We start from the raw sequence: 17,884 nt of genomic DNA, 5'->3' as shown, positions 1-17,884 counted from the left end.
TCCATTTAGCTTTTCTTGTCAAGCCAACTAAATGGATTTAGCATTCGGTTGCACGAGCGGATCTCGACATCCGTTCCTTGGTATCGGGGTGAGAAACGAATGCCGCGGACAGGAAGCGGGCGAAGGTCCACGATCTACGACATCGCCGAGGCGGCCGGCGCATCCGCCTCCACGGTCAGCCTGGTGCTGAACGGCAGCTGGACGCGCTACCGCATCAAGGAAGATACGGCCAAGCGCATCCTCAAGACGGCCAGGGAACTCGGCTATGCCGTCAACATGAAGGCAAGGGGGCTTCGTCTTTCGCGATCGGGCCTGGCGGGCATGATCATTCCGCACTATCGCAACCGCTTCTTCGCCGGCCTTGCCGAGGCCTTCGAGACGGAAACGCGTGCGCGCGGCCTCTGTCCGATCGTCGTGTCCACCCAGCGCGACGAAGGCATCGAGGCGAGCGTGACCGCCACTCTCCTCTCCCAGCAGGTCGAATTCCTGTTCATTGCCGGCGTGCGGCATACCCAGCCCCTGAACGCGCTCTGCCATGCAGCGGGCATCCCCTGCGTCAATCTCGACCTGCCGGGCAGCGATGCCCCCTCCGTCGTCACGGACAACTACAATGGCGCGAGGATGCTCACGGAAGGTCTGATCAACCGCATGCGAAAGCGCAGGACGGCGTCGTCGAGCCTGCTCTTCCTGGGCGGCGTCGAAGGCGAACATGCAACGGACCGGCGTATCGCCGGCTTTCGCGACGCGGTCGCGGCAAGCGGCCTGGACGCGGAGCCGGAAGTCTATTGCTGCGGCTATAGGCCCTCGGCTGCCCGCGAAGCGCTGGCAGAGCGCTTCGCGAAGCATGGGCACATGCCGGGCGGCCTGTTCATCAACTCGATCACGGCCTTCGAGGGCCTTGTGCAATTCTCTCTCCAAGTGCCGCGCAACGCCATGCGCGACGTCAGCACCGTCTGCTCGGACTGGGATCCCTTCGCGGCCCACCTGCCCTTCGACGTCACGATGACCCGCCAGAACGTCGAGGCCATCATCGCGGAGGGCTACACGCTGATCGATACCTACGAGCCGGGGAAAAATCCCGTCGTCGTGGTACCCCCGGAGTTCGCACCGAGCCTTGAGAAGGAAAGCAACTGGCGGTAGCGACTGCGGCGTTTCCCCGTCCCTCTTGCCGGCTACAGCCCCGGCACCGCCTGCCCGGTCTCCAGCAGGGATTTCAGGTTGGAGAGAATCTTCGGCCAGCCCCCCGAGACGGCTTCGATGAACTTGGCGCCCGGCTGTTCCATTTCATGCGTGATGGTGAGCTTCACGGCAGCCTCCAGGGGTTCCAGTTCTATGGTGCAGAGCGAATACCCCTCGACCTTGAGCTCCGGCCGGAATTCGTTGCGCCATTTGAGCACGAGCCGCCGCGGCTCGTCGATTTCGACGACTTCGCCGGTATCGGCAACGCGGCCGTCCTGGAAGATCATGCGCCAGGAGGAGCCGACCTTCCATTCGCTTTCCTGTGTGACGCCGTACCAATACTGCTTCGTGAATTCCGGGCTCCTCAGGGCCATCCAGAGCTTCTCCGGCGTGGTCCGGATATAGGTGACGTAGACGAAGGTGCTACCCGCTGCATCAGTCATGGTCGTCTCCTTCAAGGCTCTGCTTCAATTGCGAGAGCGCGCTCAGGCGCGGACGGTCGAACTTTCCGATCCAGCGCTCCGCGATCTCGTTGATCGGCACCGGATTGATGAAGTGCAGCCTCTCCCGCCCCTGGCGGCGCCAGGAAACGAGATTGGCCTCCTCGAGGACGCCGAGGTGCTTGGTCACGGCCTGGCGCGTCATGGCAAGCCCCTGGCAGAGTTCTCCCAAAGTCTGGCCGTTGCGTTCATGAAGCCGATCCAGCAGACGCCGTCGGCTCGCATCCGCGAGGGCGCGGAAAACAGCATCCTCATTCATGAGGCACCAATATGCAACCATTTAGTTGCATGTCAACTTCTCGCAGGAAGCCTGAAGGGAGGGCGGTGCATGCTCATGCCGCCGATTTGACCATTCCTTGACCACCCCTCCCCTGCACCCAGAGAGAAAAACCCAGCAATTTCAGATTCCTGGAGAAACCAGGAACCGCCTCGGGGAAGGATGCCCTTATGCTTTCTTTATTTGTAGCCCCCGCTCGACGGGCCTAAGCAATTCCCGGCCTGCCAAGCCGAACACGCTGGAAATAGCCACCTCTGTTCGCGTTCCAGCCGTTCCGTCTGGACAGGATGCGTATTTCTTCCAAGGGTCTGAGCCGATGATCGGGTATCTGGCAGTTCCGGCACATGCCGCGAAAATCCTGCTTGTGGTGGCACCACTGATGATGGACGAGCCGCGAGTACCCCTGGACCAGCTTCTTGCCGATGGATTCCAGGTGCAGACCGCCGTGCGAGACCGCGATGTAGTGCTCTTCCTGCAGAAGGGACCACAGCTCTACGGCTGCCCGGTGCCCGCCACCTTGTTGGCGTCTGCGTCGCAGCCTGCGGGCGAAATCCCCTCGCATGAGATCCTCTGCGCTCCCTTCAAATGACAGCGCGGCGATAGGGGCATTTGCCTCTCCGCGGGAATGTCCCAGCCAAAACGCTCCGTCGGCCGGCGAGAGAGACCGGCGCGGATATCACTCTGCCGACGGCTCCCATATTCCCGTGACCGGTATCGCATCGCCCTCCGGGGGCCAGGGCGGCATGGTCACGCCCAGGGCGGCAAGGGGCTCGTCGCCCAGGGAACGAAACTGGAAATGAGTTCCGAGGGGAATGGTGAGGCAGAGTCCCGGAAGAACATCCGTGACAGACTCCTGGTCCCCTTGCTTGCGCCACATCTGCCCGCGGCCGCCCAGGAAGTACCAGATCTCCTCCACCGTCTTGTGGGTAACCGCCGCAGACGTACGGCCCGCCGCGAGTTCGAAGTGGGCCATGCCGCCACGCGGCAGATTGAGCAGAATGCGCACATCCGAGCCATCCGGCGCCTTGGCGTCGGGCTTGTCCGGCAACTGCCTGGTTTCGGGGTAGACGATTGCCATCGATAGGCTCCCTGACAAGTATCCTGGTGCGGCGCCACAGGCCGAAGGGGCATTCTCTAGATGAGCCCCTACCCGTTCACGATAAGGTCATTCTGTCGCTTGAGCAGCCCCTTGAACAGCATCGCCGTGAGCACCTCATCCAGCCGTTCCCTGAGGACGGAACTAGTCGTGGCAAAGCCGAAGAGGCGCGCAGCGGCGGTAAGCAGTGCATCACGGGGGGCGCCATAGTTGGCGGCTATCACTGCGAGGAAGGCCGCCTCGACTTCCTGCGTGGGCAGCATGTCGGGACGGCGCAGGCCCTGGCTCATCACCTGCGAGCGGTCGCGCACCACCACGGGCGCATCCGGCAGCGCATAGAAGGGACCACCGGCGATCTTGTCGGTCATGCGGGCGACATCGATGCCGTCCTGCACGGCGTCGCGCACGCGATTGCCCGCGCGAGCCAGGCCGAACGCGTCTCGGATGCGTGCAACGATCTCCTGCTCGTGCACCGGCCCTTCGGCCTGCACGACACCAACGACATAGGCGGCCATCCGTGCGGTGGAGATCTCATGAAGCTCGTGGGTCCTGGTGGTCTTCAACGTCGCCTCGACATAAGGCCTGCTCAGCGAGGACGGCTCGGTTGCTGTGATGCCCGGCTGGCCGGGTAATTCCAGCTCTGGCGGCAGCGCGACCCCTTCGGATCCAGATGCGGACGCGGCCGGAGGCGCCGTGCCGGCGAGATCAGCATCGCGACGAAGCCAGATTGCCCTTGCCCGCTCGACCGCCGCCTCGACCTTGGCCAGTTCTTCCTGCGGGCGCAGATACCAATCGGTCGACCAGATGCGATGGATGACCCAGCCCTGCGCTTCCAGCACATGCTGGCGCAGCCGGTCGCGATCGCGCGCCGAGCGCGAAGCGTGGTATTGCGCACCGTCGCATTCGATGCCGAGAAGGTAGCGCTGCGGCTTCTCCGGATCGACCACGGCGAGATCGACGAAAAAACCGGCGCTGCCGATCTGGTGGGCAACGGCGTGGCCGCGCGAACGCAGCCGGATCGCCACCTGCTCCTCGAACGGGGAATCGGCCTCCCTCCCCGTCTCGACCGCGTCGCCCAGGCGGCCGGATTCGGCATAGGTGAGGAACAGCTTCAGCGCCGCGACCCCGCGCGCATCGGCGCGACCGAGATCGATGTCCTCACCGCGAATGGAGGAGAATACCTCGCATCGATATTTGGCACGCGAGATCAACACATTGAGGCGCCGCTCGCCACCCTCGAGGTTCAGTGGACCGAAGCTCATGGCCAGATACCCCTCGGCACTCCGGCCATAGCCAACGGAGATGAAGATGACATCACGCTCGTCGCCCTGGATGTTCTCGAGATTCTTGACGAAGAACGGCTCGTGGCCTTCTCGCGTGAAGAAGGTCTCCGTGGCCGGGCTTTCCCGCCTCAGCAGTTCCAATTCCTTCAGGATGGCCTGACGCTGGGCGACCGAGAAGGTCGCCACGCCGAGTGACTGCGAGGCATGGCGGCGGGCGTGGGCCATGATCGCCTGAGCGACGGCCTTGGCTTCCTCGGGGTTGGTCCGTGTATTGCCCCGGTCATAGGCCGCCTTGGGCAGGTAACGGAAGATCAATCCTGCAGGCTCGGCCCCGCTCTTGCTCCCGCCGAGATGCGGGCTCGGAACCACCAGGAGGCGGTTGTCATAGAATTCGCGGTTGGAAACCGTGATCAGCGACTGATGCTTGCTGCGATAATGCCAGTTGAGCTGTCGGAACGCCATGCCCTTTGCGAGGCAGAGGTCGAGGACGCTTTCCGCATCACGCGCCTGGAATGTCTCGTCGTCCGGCACCTCGTCGTTCTCGCCCGTAAGCTTGGCGAAGAAGCGGGTGGGTGGAAGCTGTCGTTCGTCGCCGACGACGACGATCTGCCTCGCCCGCGCGATGGCGCCGATTGCGTCCACGGGCTCGACCTGCGAGGCTTCGTCGATGACCAGGAGGTCGAAGGCGAGCACGCCAGGCTTGAGGAACTGGCTGACCGACAGCGGGCTCATCATCATCACCGGCTTCAGCCGTTGGATGGCGGGACCGGCCTTGTCGAGCAGTTGTCGGATCGGCAGATGGTTGCGCTTCTTGGCCATCTCGCCGTTGAGGACGCCCAGCGGGCCGATACCGCCGAGCGCCGTCGGCCGCTCGCGCTGGTGCTTCAGCGCCACGCTCTCGCGGGCCAAAGCAATACGATCGCGATCGTGCACCTTGAATTGCGCAACGAGCCGATCATGGAGTTCGCCGTCGAAAAGCTTGAGCTCGGGCCATCGGGCGAAGAGATCTTGCCTCAGCGCTTCATAATAGGCGCGCTCGAAGGTCGCCTCGAGGTCGGCTCCTGCGACGCTGCCGTCAAGCAGCCCCTCGACCAGCGACCCGAGCCCCGCCTGGCGCGCCTTCCGGCAGCGATTGGCGAAGGCGATCCAGCGGCTGAGGGATTCGAGATTGGCGAACCACAGGCGCAACTGGGCCGATAGCTCCGCTGTCGGCAGGTCGGCACAGTCGTCCACACCATGGCTGCCTGGGAGATCGTAGTCGAGGAAGGCGCTGAGCTGCTTGAGCTCCTCGAACAGTCGCGGCACGCTCTGCATGATGGTCGCGCCGAGCGAGCCGAGCCCCCCACGCGGACGGGCGGCAAGATAGGTGAGGAAATCGGGCCCCAGAGACTCGGGCCGATGATCCCGCCACCAGTCGCTGATGGCCTGCAGGCCGCTCCACTCCGAATTCTCGCCGGCCCAGCGGGAGCCAAAGGCACGGGCGCCGAGCGGTGCTAGCGCCTCGAAGCGCCGCCGTTCGTCCTGCGCGGCGATCATGCCGTCGATCAGGGCAAGGCGTTCACTGAGTTCGGATGGCATCTCGATGGCCAGCACCGCCTTCAACTGGGCTTTTGCGCTCCGGTAGCGCCCGGAAAAAACGCGGAACCAGGACGCACCGTGCGCGGCGAATTCGGCTCGGACCGGCTGGAGGTCGACATTCCAGGCCTGGGAGCGGAACAGGCTAGCGGCCGCGACGGCCACCTTCTGATGATTGCGCCCAAGCGCCACCAGTTCTGCTATGCGTCCAGCCTCCTCCCGCCAGGCAGACTGGGCCAGGAGTTGCCGGTCGGCATCGGAGGGGAGCGCGGCGGTTGCCCTGGCGATGCGCAGGAGCATGTCGAGGTCGCGGATCCGGTTCACGCCGATGCCGAAATCTCGGCCCACGGAGGCCGCTGCCTCCTCGACGGCTTCGAGATCAGCCTCCACGCTGCGCATCAACTGGCCAAGGCGTTCCAGCTCGGCCGGATCGACCGCCTCGCGCCGTACGCCACGCCAGATATTTGTCGTGGGATTGCCTATGGTAGCGAGCCTGGAGGCTAGCTCCGCCATCAGGTCCCGCCGGGCCCGGGCTTCATCGCCTGTCCAGCGGGCCGCATCTTCGAGGGCAAAGCCTGCCCGCCCCCCGGCCTCGCGAATCGCCAGCAGGTGGCCGAGCAGATCGTAGGGGCTGATCCCGCTCGGCCCCCAGGGTGCGTGCAGCTTCGCGGCATGGCGGTTGAGTTCGCCCTGGACCTCGTCGAGCCGCCCAATGACCTTGGGGTCCTGCACCTGCATCTTCATGGTGAGTTCGCGGGTGCGGCGAAGTTCCTCCAGCAGCAGGCGCTTGTTCGCCTTGGTGGAGTGGAGTTCGAGCGTCATCGGCCCAAGGCCGACATGGCGCAGGCGGCGCTGCACCACATCGAGCGCCGCCATCTTCTCGGCGACGAAGAGCACCCTCCGGCCTTCCAGCACTGCGCCGGCGATGATGTTGGCGATGGTCTGGCTCTTGCCGGTGCCCGGTGGCCCCTTGATGACCAGATGGCGGCCACGGAGGACCTCCTCGATGGCGACCGCCTGCGACGAATCGGCGTCGAGCACGTGATTGAGGGCCAGCGGCGGGATGACAGGATCGATCGGCTGATCGTTGGCCACGATCGGCTCATGACCCTCGAAACCATCGCCCAACAGCGCCGCCACCGGGGCGTGAGTATCGATTGGGCTTCCCAGCGGCCAATTTTCGGGATCGAGATCGCGATACATCAGGAATTTGGCGAAGGAAAAGAACCCGAGCACCATGGCATCGGGTAACACCTCCCAGCGCTTCTTTCCGGAGACCGTTCGCGCGACATCGGCGAGATAGGCGACGATGTCGACGTCGTCCTCGTCGCGAAAATCCTCCACCGCGAGACCGAAATCGCTCCGCAGCTTGGCCTGGATCGACAGGTTCGGCGAGGCCGGCTCTCCTCGCCAGTGCAGCGAGAAACGCTCGGCCGCGCTGGAGCGCTCCAGGCGGACCGGCAGCAGGATCAGCGGCGCGTGCCGGGCGACTTCCGACTTCTCGTCCTCGAACCAGCGCAGCAGGCCGCAGGCGAGATAGAGGATGTTGACGCCCTGCTCCTCCTCGAAGCTGCGGGCGTCGTACCACATGTCGAAAAGGCGCTTCTGCAACCCATCACCGGTCAGACGGGTCTGGAGCTTCAAGTCGGTGTGGCGCTTAAGCCGGCCGTTGGCATCTCGTTCTTCCTGCGCCGACGGCTGACTGACGGAGGTCGCCTCGCCGGCGGGATCTGGCGCCTCGACGTCATCGGACGGAGGGTCGCGGCCAGGCAGGAAGGTCAGCCCTTTCGCCTCCGTCAGCAACCGATAGATTTCACTCGATTTCTCGTCGACGATTTCTATGGTGCGCACGCCCTTTACACGAAGGGGCACATTGATCAGGCGGTTTCGCGTGCCAAGGTCGAGCAATGCCTGCCTCTGAGCCAGCAGACGCTTGCGCACCATAGTGTCGGGCATTGATTCGGATCCTCTCGCCAGCGGAGTTTACACGGGCGGGAGACCGGCTTTCCAGTTAGGCGCCGGGGTGTTTCGGATCTGTTCACCGGAAATGGAAACGGCGCGGCACCTCCCGTGCCGCGCCGTAACTCGTGATTGGGGACCCGTCAGGACGGAATGTTGTCCAGATCGCGATCCTTCGTTTCCGGAACGAAGATGAGCCCGACGACAAAGGTAAGCGCCGCCACCACGATCGGGTACCAGAGACCGAAGTAGAAATCGCCGCTCGCGGCCACCATCGCGAAGATGATGAAGGGCACCAGGCCGCCGAACCAGCCATTGCCGATATGGTAGGGCAAGGACATGCCGGTATAGCGGATCCGTGTGGGGAAGAGTTCCACCAGGGCCGCCGCCAGAGGGCCGTAGACCAGTGTCACCAGGATGACCAGGGCGGTGAGGATGACCACGAGCATGGGCTTGTTCATGGCCGCACCGTCAGCCGGCGCCATCGCGTAGGTGGTCGCCGTCTGATCGGTACCATCCGAGTTCTTGACGATGTTGCCGCCGGCATCCTTCACCGGCACCTGCTTCTCGCTCACCGGATAGTTGTGCGCCTTCAAGGCCTTGTAGAGCGCGGTGGTGAACTCTGCCGTCTTGGCTTTCGCCGCAGCCGCATCCAGCCCTGCGGTGGAGATGGAGGGAATGACGGTATCGCCGATCTTGACGCTCGCGGCGGTTCCGGGCGCAGCCACCTCGTTGGTATAGGAGACCGAACCACTGGTAAGAAAGTTCTTGGCGACGTCGCAGGTGGACGTGAACTTGGCCTTGCCGACCGGGTCGAATTGCACCGAGCAGTCGGCGGGATCGGCGACGACGGTGACCTGCGAGGATGCCAAGGCTGCTTCCAGCGCCGGATTGGCGTAGTGGGTGATGGCCTTAAAGATCGGCATATAGAATACCGCCGCCAGCAGGAAGCCCACCAGCATGATCCATTTGCGGCCGATCTTGTCCGAAAGCCAGCCGAAAATCACGTAGAACGGCGTGCCGATGAGGAGCGCGATGGCGATCAGGACATTTGCCGTCGTAGCATCCACGCGCAGCGTCTTGGTGAGATAGAGAAGCGCGTAGAACTGGCCCGAATACCAGATCACGGCCTCGCCGGCGACGAGGCCGAACAGCGCGATCAGCGCGATCTTGAGATTACGCCAGCGGCCGAAGGCTTCCGTGATGGGCGCCTTGGAGTGGGAGCCTTCTTCCTTCATCTTGACGAAGGATGGGCTTTCCGAAAGCTGCATGCGGATCCACACCGAAATACCGAGCAGCACGACCGAGACCAGGAACGGGATGCGCCAACCCCACGCCGCGAAGGCCACTTCGCCGACCGACAGGCGAACGGCCAGAATCACCAGCAGCGAGAGGAACAGGCCGCCCGTCGCGGTCGTCTGGATCCAACCCGTGTAGAGCCCGCGCTTTCCGTGCGGGGCATGCTCGGCCACATAGGTCGCCGCCCCGCCATATTCGCCGCCGAGCGCCAGGCCCTGGATGATCCGCAAGGCGATCAAGGCGAGCGGCGCGGTGATGCCGATCGAGCCATAGGATGGCAGCACGCCGACCAGGAAGGTCGAGGCACCCATCAGCGTGATGGTGACGAGGAAGGTATATTTGCGGCCGACGAGATCGCCGATGCGCCCGAAGACGAGCGCGCCGAGAGGGCGAACAATGAATCCGGCTGCGAAGGCAAGCAATGCGGCCAGAAACGAAGTCGTTTCGTTCAGGCCCGAAAAGAACTGCGCTGCGATGATCGTCGACAGCGAACCGTAGAGATAGAAGTCGTACCACTCGAATGCGGTGCCGAGCGAGGAAGCGAAAATGACCTTCCGGTCCTCCCTCGATATCGGCGCTGCAGAACTGGCGGTTGCCGTGCTGTATGCCATTGGCGTTCTCTCCCAGCCGGCAAAGTCCGGTTCGACCCGAACCGCCGGAAATTTGTAAGTTTCCCCACAGGCCGTTGACCGGCCCTCTTGATTTTCATGCCGAAGGATCTTCCGGGGAAGCATAGGCTTCCCGCACCGTCCTCCAGGGCCGAAATAATAGCGGAGCGGGCCGGCGACTCGTCCGGAACAGGCTGCGCTCCCACAATCTATTGCTTTCACAGATGCTTGGCAGCGTCAAATCAGGATCTGGTTTATACTACCCAAAAGCAATCGCTGTCCGCCTTACTTGCTGCCGTCCCGCCGTTCACGCCGCCTTGGCATTCCGGAAGAGACTGGCATCCCGGCTTGCCGGCGATTGCGCTATTGTCCCCGCGATTCCCACTTGCCGGATAGCCGCATGCACCATGTTGCCCTGCTCCGCGCCGTCAACGTCGGCGGCAACAGCACGATCAAGATGGCCGAGTTGCGCGGCCTTGGCGAAAGGCTCGGTTATGTCGGCGTGAAGACGCTGCTCCAGAGTGGCAATCTCATCTTCGATACCGACGAGGCCGATACGGAGGCGCTCGAACGGAGTTGGGAGCACGCTGTCGAGGCACAGTTCGGCGTGAGGACCACCTTCCTGGTGCGCACCGCCGCACAATGGCAGGTGCTCGTCGCCGCCAATCCCTTCGCGACCGAGGCGAAGGAAGATCCCTCCCACCTCCTCGTTCTGCTTACCAGGGACGCGATAGCAGAGGCGGACGTGGATGCCTTGCGCGCAGCTGTCAAAGGCCGCGAATATATGGCCGCCGGCGAACGCTGCCTCTATGTCGTCTATCCCGATGGCATCGGAACATCCAAGCTCACGGCCAAGCTGATCGAGCACCATCTCGGCACCAAGGTGACCGGACGCAACTGGAACACGGTGATGAAACTGGCGGAATGAGAAAAACTCCCCACCCGTCCGGCTTCCGAAGGGATGCGCGCCCGGCTATGCGCCCTTGTCGGACCTCACGCGGACGATCTTGCTCCTGCGTGTCATGTAGCGGCCCGCGATATAGGCGAGCACGACCGGAACGAGGACATCATCGACCCTGCCGAGAAGCGTCGTATCAGGAATGACATCCCTGAGCAGGAAGAAATGCAGCAGGCCCAGGACAATGAGGCCGGCGCCGATGAGCCGTCGCGGATTGCCGCCCAGGCGCTTGATTTCGCGGATCGTCTGTTTCAGCCATTCCGGGGACTTTTCAAGGATCGGCGTGGCCGGCGCTGCAGCGGGAACATAGCGCTGCGCCAGCGCCGGATCCAAGGGCGAGTCGGAAGACGCCAGGATCTCGGCGCCCTGGGCCTTCATGCGCGCAACATAGGGATCGCCTGCAATCTCCGGATAAAGATCAAGCAACTCCAGAATAGTTTTGACGGTTTCAGGAGCAAGCTGCGCGCCACGCCCCTTTATGCCCACGTTGAGACGGCTCGAGTTTTTTTCCTTGAGACGAGCAATACCGGCCTCGATCTCCTCACGGCTCATGGAAATGCCGGAAAATTTCAAGATACCGCGGAGTGCATCGGCAGGATCGGCAATAAAATCCTCGTACTGAACGAGCTTTATATCACGCTCTTTTCGCCAACTGAGATAAAATCCGATATACCAAGGTATTGCGAGTCTCGAAATGATGTTTTCTAGAGTTCCATCGTCCAATCCGTCATGCGTATTGTCCAAATAAACGCTGGGAACGCCAACAAGACTCTCATTTCGGGAATGGTCTCGTAAACTGACAACGACATCGAAGAGGCTTCTGACCAGAACAATCGGTATGATATTATGTGACGCGCACAGAGAGGAAGTATATTTACTATTTCGAATATGCTGTTGCGCAACGTAATCCAAATTATCGTACTCAGATAGTCGAATCTCGCAAAACTCCTGCTCGCGTCCGCCAAAATCAGGGACCAAAACGACCTTTCGAAATCCGGTAATCTCGGCGATGGCATTGGACATAAATGTTGACGCCGATTTCGGCATGCAGGCTACGAGAATATGCCTTGGCAATTCGACTGACCTCTCTGGCAGAAATGGAACTGCGTACACAGTACCTCAGTGCCCATCGGATTTCTAGAAATGGCATGCGAAGCCAGATTTCATGAAGACAAACCACGTACGACATGCTCTCTGAGCGACCCAAGCAAATTGAAATGAAATAAGCTGGATCGTGCGCATGGCTCGCAAATGGATCGAAAGCACCATTGAAAGACAGATACCTTCGGATATCGTGGCTTCCGCAGGCTAGGTTGGCGGAGCGATTAAATGTCGATTATTTCTAGTTATTTTCGCCGGAAGCGCCTCGCGAAGAAGTTCGCTGACGACTTTTCAAGTTTCGTCTCGGTCGGCCGCCATAGCTATGGCGTCAAGGAGCACAACGTATTGCTGCCCAGCGCCGACGCGCCGCTGAAGGTCGGCAGTTTCTGCTCGATCGCCGAAGGAGTGGCGCTGATGTGCGCGGGCCACCACCTGATGTACGCCGCAACGACGTTTCCAATTTCGAACATCATGCTCGGACAGGCCGTGCCGGCGACGGCATTCGGACGCCCCGTCGGCATTTCTATAGGCAACGACGTATGGATCGGTCGCAGGGCCATGATCTTGCCGGGCGTGACGATCGGGGATGGCGCCATCATCGGCGCCGGCGCCGTCATAGCAAAGGACGTGGCCCCCTATGCCGTCATCGTTGGAAACCCTGCCAAGGTCATACGATATCGATTTGATCCCGAGACGATCGAGAAGCTGCAAGCCATCCGGTGGTGGGAATGGACCGACGAGAAGATCAAGTCCGAGGCTGAGTGGCTGTTGGGGCCGATCGATGCGTTCGTAGATCGGCATTGGCCCGCAAGGACGGATTGATACCGGCTTGATCGGCCGGCGTCACGGTGGTTTTCGCCACGCTCCGCTAAATCATCCGTACCGAAGAACGGATGAGACCGATGACGCGCACCGATATTGCGGAAAGCCTGTTCGCTCTGGCCCTGCTGGCACTTGCGGGAGTGCTGACGCTTTCGTCCGGCGCCTTGGCGGTCAATGCTTCCGCTCAAGCAAAGACAGCACAATGGCCGCGCGCTCAATGATGGACCGCGGCACCGACACAGCCGCAATCGGAGCTTTCGAGGGGCTCAGGAAGGAAAGACACGGGCTGGATGTTTCGCGTCCTGACCGGAGAATCGCCGCCAGGTATCCATCGCCCCGGTGGCAAGATCGCCGCCCAGATCGTGCAAGCCGCGAGGATAGTTCCACGTATACCAGTCGACGGCTTTCCTCAGCATGGGGCGCCTCGCAATCGCTTCCGCCGACCCCCAACAACGCTGCGACAACCTGCGACGCTTGCGGATGCTCGCGATATCGAAATGATACGTCCGGTTGTCGGCCACCAGCAGTCCCTCCTGCTGGCCCATTCTGAATGTCTGGCTCTTCCACCACTCTTCATGTCGCCAAGACCGGCCGAAACGATCGACGACGATCGGCACCAGCCCGTGAGCCATGATCTGCTTGGTCATGCCGTTCGGACCTGCCTCGAACAGGTGGCCGCCATTGGGTGCGGATAGATTCCCGGCGTCGAGCGAGGCAAACAATCTCGTAGGCACCATGAAAGCGTTGGTTCGAACACTGATGTTCGGAAAGGGAGTGTCGTCGTTCAGCCGTTCATACCCGCCGGTCGCCCCGACGATGCCGCAATCAGGCACTTTCTCGAAAGCGTCTGCATAGTATTTCAGCCAGTTTGCCGCCAAAATGCGGCTCCAGGACGTGAAGAAAATTACGTGGTCCGCAGCGATGTTCTTTGCAAGATCGAAACAGACGAGGGTCGCCGACAGGGAATCGTCATATCGCGCCACCTCGACTTTGCTGCAGGCGATCCGAGAGCGCCAGGCAGGAAAGGACGGGTCGATTTCGTCCCTGCCATATCCTTTCGAGGCAAGCACCAAATCAAAATCCACACCGGCAGGAAAGCTTGCCAGGCTACGGAAAAATGCCCAGGAGAACCGTGGATCGTTCACGGCGCGTGAGAGGTATACAACAGCTAGTCTGCCCATCTTGCCTCAGCACGGCCGACATCGGGCCACTCGTTCTCTTGTTCCCCCATGATCAGCGCGATAGACGAAAATGCGTTGGACTACAAGAATGACGCGCCTGCGGGCCATCATGCTGCTGCCGAGCCCGGAGAAAATAGTGAAGAAGTCGACGAAGCGGCCAGGAAGGCCCAAATCTTTGCTCCATTCTAGCTGAAATCGATGGCAGTCGTTCGCTGCACTGTATGGATCCTGCTCTAGCGCCCGCTGGACAGTCGCGATATGAGAGGCGATCCCATTGAAGGCATTTGAGTCATCGTGATTATCGCGCCTGAACGTATCCCTGTCGCCGGCCCCTCCATCACCGATCGCGAGCCGGAGCTTGCCGCCGAAGCCGCCCGCACGGCATGGTATTCGAACCACTATGCCTACAATGCCCGCTTCGAAAAGATGATGGCGGACTATGTCGGCGTGCGGCATGCCGTCAGCGTGCCGCATGCGACGGCCGCGCTGCACCTGATCTTCACCGCCCTCGGCATCGGTCCGGGAGACGAGGTCATCGTGCCGGATGTGACATGGATCGCCTCCGTCGCGCCGATCGTCTATGTCGGCGCCGAGCCTGTCCTCGTCGATATCCGGCCCGACACCTGGTGCATCGATCCGGCCGCCGTCGAGGCCGCCATCGGGCCGAAGACAAAGGCTATCCTGGGCGTCGACCTCTATGGCTCGATGTGTGACTGGAACGCCCTCCAGGCCATCGCGGATAAGCATGGGCTTCACCTCATCGAGGACGCGGCGGAAGCCCTCGGCTCGAGCTATCACGGCCGGCGTGCCGGCGCGTTCGGGCGCGCCGCCGCTTTCAGTTTCCATGGTTCCAAGACGGTCGCGACGGGTGAAGGCGGCATGTTCGTCACCGACGACGCGGACCTAGCCAAGCGCGTGCTGTTCCTGCGCGATCACGGCCGGAACCCCGGCGATCGCTTCTTCCTCAATCACGAGGTTGCCTTCAAGTACCGCATGAATGCCGTCACTGCCGCCCTGGGCGTCGCCCAGATGGAGCGCATCGACGAATTGATTGCCTATAAGAGGCAGATCTTCCGCTGGTATGAGGAACGGCTGCGCGGCTTGAACGGCGTTACCCTCAACGTCGAGCCCGAGGGCGTGGTGAATTCCTATTGGATGGTGACCACCGTGCTCGACCCGGCGCTCGGCTATGACAAGTTCGACCTCATGGCCGCCTTCGATCGCCGCAACATCGACACCCGGCCCTTCTTCTCGCCCTTGTCGGAACTCCCCGCCTTCGAATCCCGCACCGAGGCCAAGCGATACCTCACCCCGACCGACAAGGGACGGATATTATCGCGGCACGCCATCAACGTACCGTCGGGATACAACATGACGGAGGACAAGGTTCAGATCGTCTGCGATGCCCTGCGCGAAATTGTGGCAGCGCCGCCCGAACGGTAATCCCCTCCCCCATCAAATCAGAACAAGGCCACGAAAATGGATTTCGAGTCGATCAGGAAGTATTGGGATGACAGGGCATCGCTCGATCATACGGCCCAATCCACCACCCAGGACGTCTTCCTGAGGGAAATCGAGGCAAGGGTGCTTGCCGATGCAGTCCGCAAATATGCCGTTTCCACCATCCTCGACGTCGGCTGCGGTGATGCGCGGACGACGTCGCGCCTGGCTTCCGAGTTCAAGGACAAGCATTTCTCGGCCTTCGACTATGCGCAGTCCATGGTGACGAACTCACGGGCGACGGTCGAGGGCCTCGGCCTGACGAACATTGAACTCTTCCAGCACGATGCGACCAAGCCATTTCCCGTCACAGGCATGGATATGGCTTACACCACGCGCTGCCTCATAAACCTGCCGGGTTGGGATCTGCAGCGGCAGGCGATAGACAACATCCTGTCTTCCCTGCGACAGGACGGCATCTATGTCATGATCGAGAATTTCGTGGAAGGGCAGAGCAACTTCAATGCGCTGCGTACCCGTTTCAATCTTCCGGAAATTGCGATCCGCGACCATAACCTGTTCTTCATCCAGAACCAGACGGAAGAGTATCTTTCCAAGTATTTCAGCATCGAGGAAAGCACGAATATCAGCAGCACCTATTACATGGTGAGCCGCGTCATCTATTCGTCGATCTGCGCCTCGCAGGGCACTGCTCCCGACTATTTCGACAAGCATCACGAGTTGGCGGCCCAATTGCCGTTCTCCGGGGAGTATGGCCCCGTCCGCATGCTGTGCCTACGCAAGAAGTGAGCGCCTTGGCAATCGATCCGGGCGAGAGCCGCCGGTATGGCGCAGACGTGGCTTCCTGCCTCCACGAAGGAAGGATGACGCACAGTGCGCCCTGACGGAGACGGCCCGGAACCGATGCCGGCAGTCCACCCGCTGGCCTATGCGGAGGACAACATTATCCTGCGCTCGGCGGTCGATCGCTGGCTCTCCCGGCTCCACGGGCCGAGGAGTTTTCTCAGGATGATCGCGAAACTGTCGCGGAACAAGTACGGCGCCCGCGATGACCTGATGCGGGCGACCATCGCGCGCCGCTTCGGCATTCCGGTCGGCAAGTATACGTACGGTCACAGGCAGCTCTGCTACAAGAATACCATGGTCGCTGAAATCGGCGCATTCTGCTCTCTGGCACCGAATATCAAGGTATCGATGGGAAACCACCCCATCGACCTCGTCTCGACAAACCCCGCCTTCTATCTCGACAAATGGGGCATAGTCCCCCGCACCCGCGATGACGTCCTGACGCCCGATCGCCCGATCCGCATCGGACATGATGTCTGGATCGGCCTCAACGTGACCCTGCTCACCGGCATTACCATCGGCCATGGAGCCGTCGTCGCGGCGGGTGCCGTGGTCACGAAGGACGTGCCTCCCTACGCCGTGGTGGGCGGCGTCCCGGCGAAACTGATCCGCTACCGCTTCGACCCGCAGACCATCGAACGTCTGTTGGCTAGCCAATGGTGGACCTGGCCCGACGACAAACTGAAGGCGCAGGCCGAGACTTTCCTGGATCCCGCCCGCTTCAACCTTGGGGCCCAGGGGCCGGCCGCTTGAAATAGGCAGCCAGTTCGCGCTTCCACACGCGCCGCGCCTTGTAGACCCGCTTGCCCGTGTAGGGCCATATGGCGGCATCCAGGATAAAGCGCGTCACCGGCCCGAAATCGCGCTCGGCGAGAAAATCCCGGCAGGACTGGCTGAAGATGGCGCGCAGTTCCTTAACATGGGCCACCGAAGGCTTCTCGCCCTTCTTGGGGGTATACTCCTTGACGACCACGCGCTGGATGAAGCGCGTCTCAGGCACCGCCACGACGGCTCGGTCGAGCAGAAGCGGGTAGAGCGTCAGGTGATCGGAAGCCCATGCGTAGGGAAACTCGGTCCACACGCGGTGGACCAGCGTGCGCAGGGTCTCGGTGTCCCACAGGCCATAGTACCAACCAGCGTGGGAGCGGAACATGAGTTGCACGATCTCGATGGCCGGCAGTGTCCGCGCCGGCAGCCGGGGCACCAGAATCTCCGTCTTGCGGCCAGCCCGCCGCACATGCTCGATGGTGCCGGTCGCGAGTTTCGACCCCGGCGTCCGCTTCAGGCCGGCCACCAGCTTCTCGATATAGTCCAACGAGCAGAGATCGTCGTGGGCCCGCCACATGAAGTAGGGAGAGGTCGCCTGGTCGAGGGGATCGATGAAGTTCTTGATCGCCCCGACATTCTCCGGGCGCCTCACATAACGGATGCGCGGATCCCGGGCGGCGAACCCCTCGATGATCTGCTGAGTCCCGTCCGTCGAGGCATTGTCGAAGACGAGAATCTCGACGTCGCGGAACGTCTGGTTGACGAGGCAGTCCAGGCTCTCGGCGATAAGATCCGCGCCATTGTAGACGGGCACTCCAACAGTCACCTCAGCCATGGTTTCTCCGCCTGAATGGGTAAGGCGCGGCCACCTTAGCAGCATGGCGCAGCCGATCCCGTCATACGCCTTCCTTACCTATTGCGGCAGCGCATTCCTAGCAGGGCAACCAACAAAAAAAGCGGCCCATTCACCG

General features: G+C 61.8%; 16 protein-coding genes. 8 read left to right on the top strand and 8 right to left on the bottom strand.

Translation table 11 applies throughout. From position 1 onward, the window contains the following. The first annotated feature begins 99 nt into the window (after window positions 1-99). Window positions 100-1,140, top strand: a complete 1,041-nt coding sequence (locus tag AC6H34_RS20560; RefSeq protein ID WP_497540053.1) for a LacI family DNA-binding transcriptional regulator — start codon at window positions 100-102, stop codon at window positions 1,138-1,140. A 32-nt stretch (window positions 1,141-1,172) separates the two neighbouring features. On the opposite strand, the gene AC6H34_RS20555 is transcribed toward AC6H34_RS20560, so the two are convergent. Both AC6H34_RS20555 and AC6H34_RS20550 read right to left on the bottom strand, forming a co-directional pair. After that, the gene (locus tag AC6H34_RS20555) at window positions 1,173-1,622 is read right to left on the bottom strand and encodes an SRPBCC family protein (protein ID WP_448146819.1); all 450 of its coding nucleotides are present in this window, start codon (window positions 1,620-1,622) and stop codon (window positions 1,173-1,175) included. Beyond that, window positions 1,615-1,938 carry an ArsR/SmtB family transcription factor gene (locus tag AC6H34_RS20550; protein WP_448146818.1) on the bottom strand — a complete coding sequence of 108 codons (324 nt, stop codon included), beginning with the start codon at window positions 1,936-1,938 and terminating at the stop codon, window positions 1,615-1,617. The genes AC6H34_RS20555 and AC6H34_RS20550 overlap by 8 nt, the downstream gene beginning before the upstream one ends. A gap of 334 nt (window positions 1,939-2,272) precedes the next feature. On the opposite strand from AC6H34_RS20550, the gene AC6H34_RS20545 reads away from it, so the two are divergent. Next, window positions 2,273-2,545, top strand: a complete 273-nt coding sequence (locus AC6H34_RS20545) for a hypothetical protein (protein ID WP_497540052.1) — start codon at window positions 2,273-2,275, stop codon at window positions 2,543-2,545. Window positions 2,546-2,632: 87 nt separating this feature from the next. Here AC6H34_RS20545 and AC6H34_RS20540 read toward each other — a convergent pair whose 3' ends face one another. The 3 genes from AC6H34_RS20540 to AC6H34_RS20530 all read right to left on the bottom strand — a co-directional run bounded on the left by AC6H34_RS20540 (window position 2,633) and on the right by AC6H34_RS20530 (window position 9,779). Continuing rightward, on the bottom strand, window positions 2,633-3,034 hold the full coding sequence (locus AC6H34_RS20540) for a cupin domain-containing protein (protein WP_497540051.1): 402 nt from the start codon (window positions 3,032-3,034) through the stop codon (window positions 2,633-2,635). A gap of 68 nt (window positions 3,035-3,102) precedes the next feature. After that, complete coding sequence (gene proA / locus AC6H34_RS20535) at window positions 3,103-7,866, bottom strand: anti-phage protein ProA (RefSeq protein WP_497540050.1); 4,764 nt, start codon at window positions 7,864-7,866, stop codon at window positions 3,103-3,105. Window positions 7,867-8,012: 146 nt separating this feature from the next. Beyond that, window positions 8,013-9,779, bottom strand: a complete 1,767-nt coding sequence (locus AC6H34_RS20530) for an MFS transporter (RefSeq protein ID WP_497540049.1) — start codon at window positions 9,777-9,779, stop codon at window positions 8,013-8,015. A 397-nt stretch (window positions 9,780-10,176) separates the two neighbouring features. Here AC6H34_RS20530 and AC6H34_RS20525 point away from each other — a divergent pair, with 397 nt between their 5' ends. After that, the gene (locus tag AC6H34_RS20525; protein WP_497540048.1) at window positions 10,177-10,704 is read left to right on the top strand and encodes a DUF1697 domain-containing protein; all 528 of its coding nucleotides are present in this window, start codon (window positions 10,177-10,179) and stop codon (window positions 10,702-10,704) included. A gap of 45 nt (window positions 10,705-10,749) precedes the next feature. Here the strand turns inward: AC6H34_RS20525 and AC6H34_RS20520 are convergent, their stop codons facing one another. Beyond that, window positions 10,750-11,847, bottom strand: coding sequence for a sulfotransferase domain-containing protein (locus tag AC6H34_RS20520; RefSeq protein ID WP_497540047.1), 1,098 nt, complete (start codon window positions 11,845-11,847; stop codon window positions 10,750-10,752). Between the two features lie 216 nt (window positions 11,848-12,063). Between AC6H34_RS20520 and AC6H34_RS20515 the strand changes: the two genes are divergently transcribed. Both AC6H34_RS20515 and AC6H34_RS20510 read left to right on the top strand, forming a co-directional pair. Next, window positions 12,064-12,657: a CatB-related O-acetyltransferase gene (locus AC6H34_RS20515; RefSeq protein WP_448146811.1), complete on the top strand. Its 594-nt coding sequence runs from the start codon at window positions 12,064-12,066 to the stop codon at window positions 12,655-12,657. 80 nt (window positions 12,658-12,737) lie between these two features. After that, a complete protein-coding gene (locus tag AC6H34_RS20510; protein WP_448146810.1) occupies window positions 12,738-12,878 on the top strand; it encodes a hypothetical protein in 141 nt (46 codons plus the stop codon). A gap of 45 nt (window positions 12,879-12,923) precedes the next feature. Here AC6H34_RS20510 and AC6H34_RS20505 read toward each other — a convergent pair whose 3' ends face one another. Then, window positions 12,924-13,838, bottom strand: coding sequence for a hypothetical protein (locus tag AC6H34_RS20505; protein ID WP_497540046.1), 915 nt, complete (start codon window positions 13,836-13,838; stop codon window positions 12,924-12,926). Between the two features lie 294 nt (window positions 13,839-14,132). Between AC6H34_RS20505 and AC6H34_RS20500 the strand changes: the two genes are divergently transcribed. From AC6H34_RS20500 to AC6H34_RS20490, 3 genes are all read left to right on the top strand, one after another. Further along, window positions 14,133-15,281 carry a DegT/DnrJ/EryC1/StrS family aminotransferase gene (locus AC6H34_RS20500; protein WP_497540045.1) on the top strand — a complete coding sequence of 383 codons (1,149 nt, stop codon included), beginning with the start codon at window positions 14,133-14,135 and terminating at the stop codon, window positions 15,279-15,281. A 36-nt stretch (window positions 15,282-15,317) separates the two neighbouring features. Next, window positions 15,318-16,088, top strand: coding sequence for a class I SAM-dependent methyltransferase (locus AC6H34_RS20495; RefSeq protein WP_448146807.1), 771 nt, complete (start codon window positions 15,318-15,320; stop codon window positions 16,086-16,088). A gap of 114 nt (window positions 16,089-16,202) precedes the next feature. Beyond that, complete coding sequence (locus tag AC6H34_RS20490; protein WP_448146806.1) at window positions 16,203-16,898, top strand: CatB-related O-acetyltransferase; 696 nt, start codon at window positions 16,203-16,205, stop codon at window positions 16,896-16,898. Here the strand turns inward: AC6H34_RS20490 and AC6H34_RS20485 are convergent. Beyond that, a complete protein-coding gene (locus AC6H34_RS20485; RefSeq protein WP_497540044.1) occupies window positions 16,867-17,748 on the bottom strand; it encodes a glycosyltransferase family 2 protein in 882 nt (293 codons plus the stop codon). The genes AC6H34_RS20490 and AC6H34_RS20485 overlap by 32 nt on opposite strands. Window positions 17,749-17,884: the final 136 nt, after the last annotated feature.

The sequence above is a fragment of the Labrys sp. ALF-8 genome (assembly GCF_059699065.1).
The sequence above is the reverse complement of the archived record's forward strand: the minus strand, read 5'-3'. Positions and strand labels throughout refer to the sequence as shown.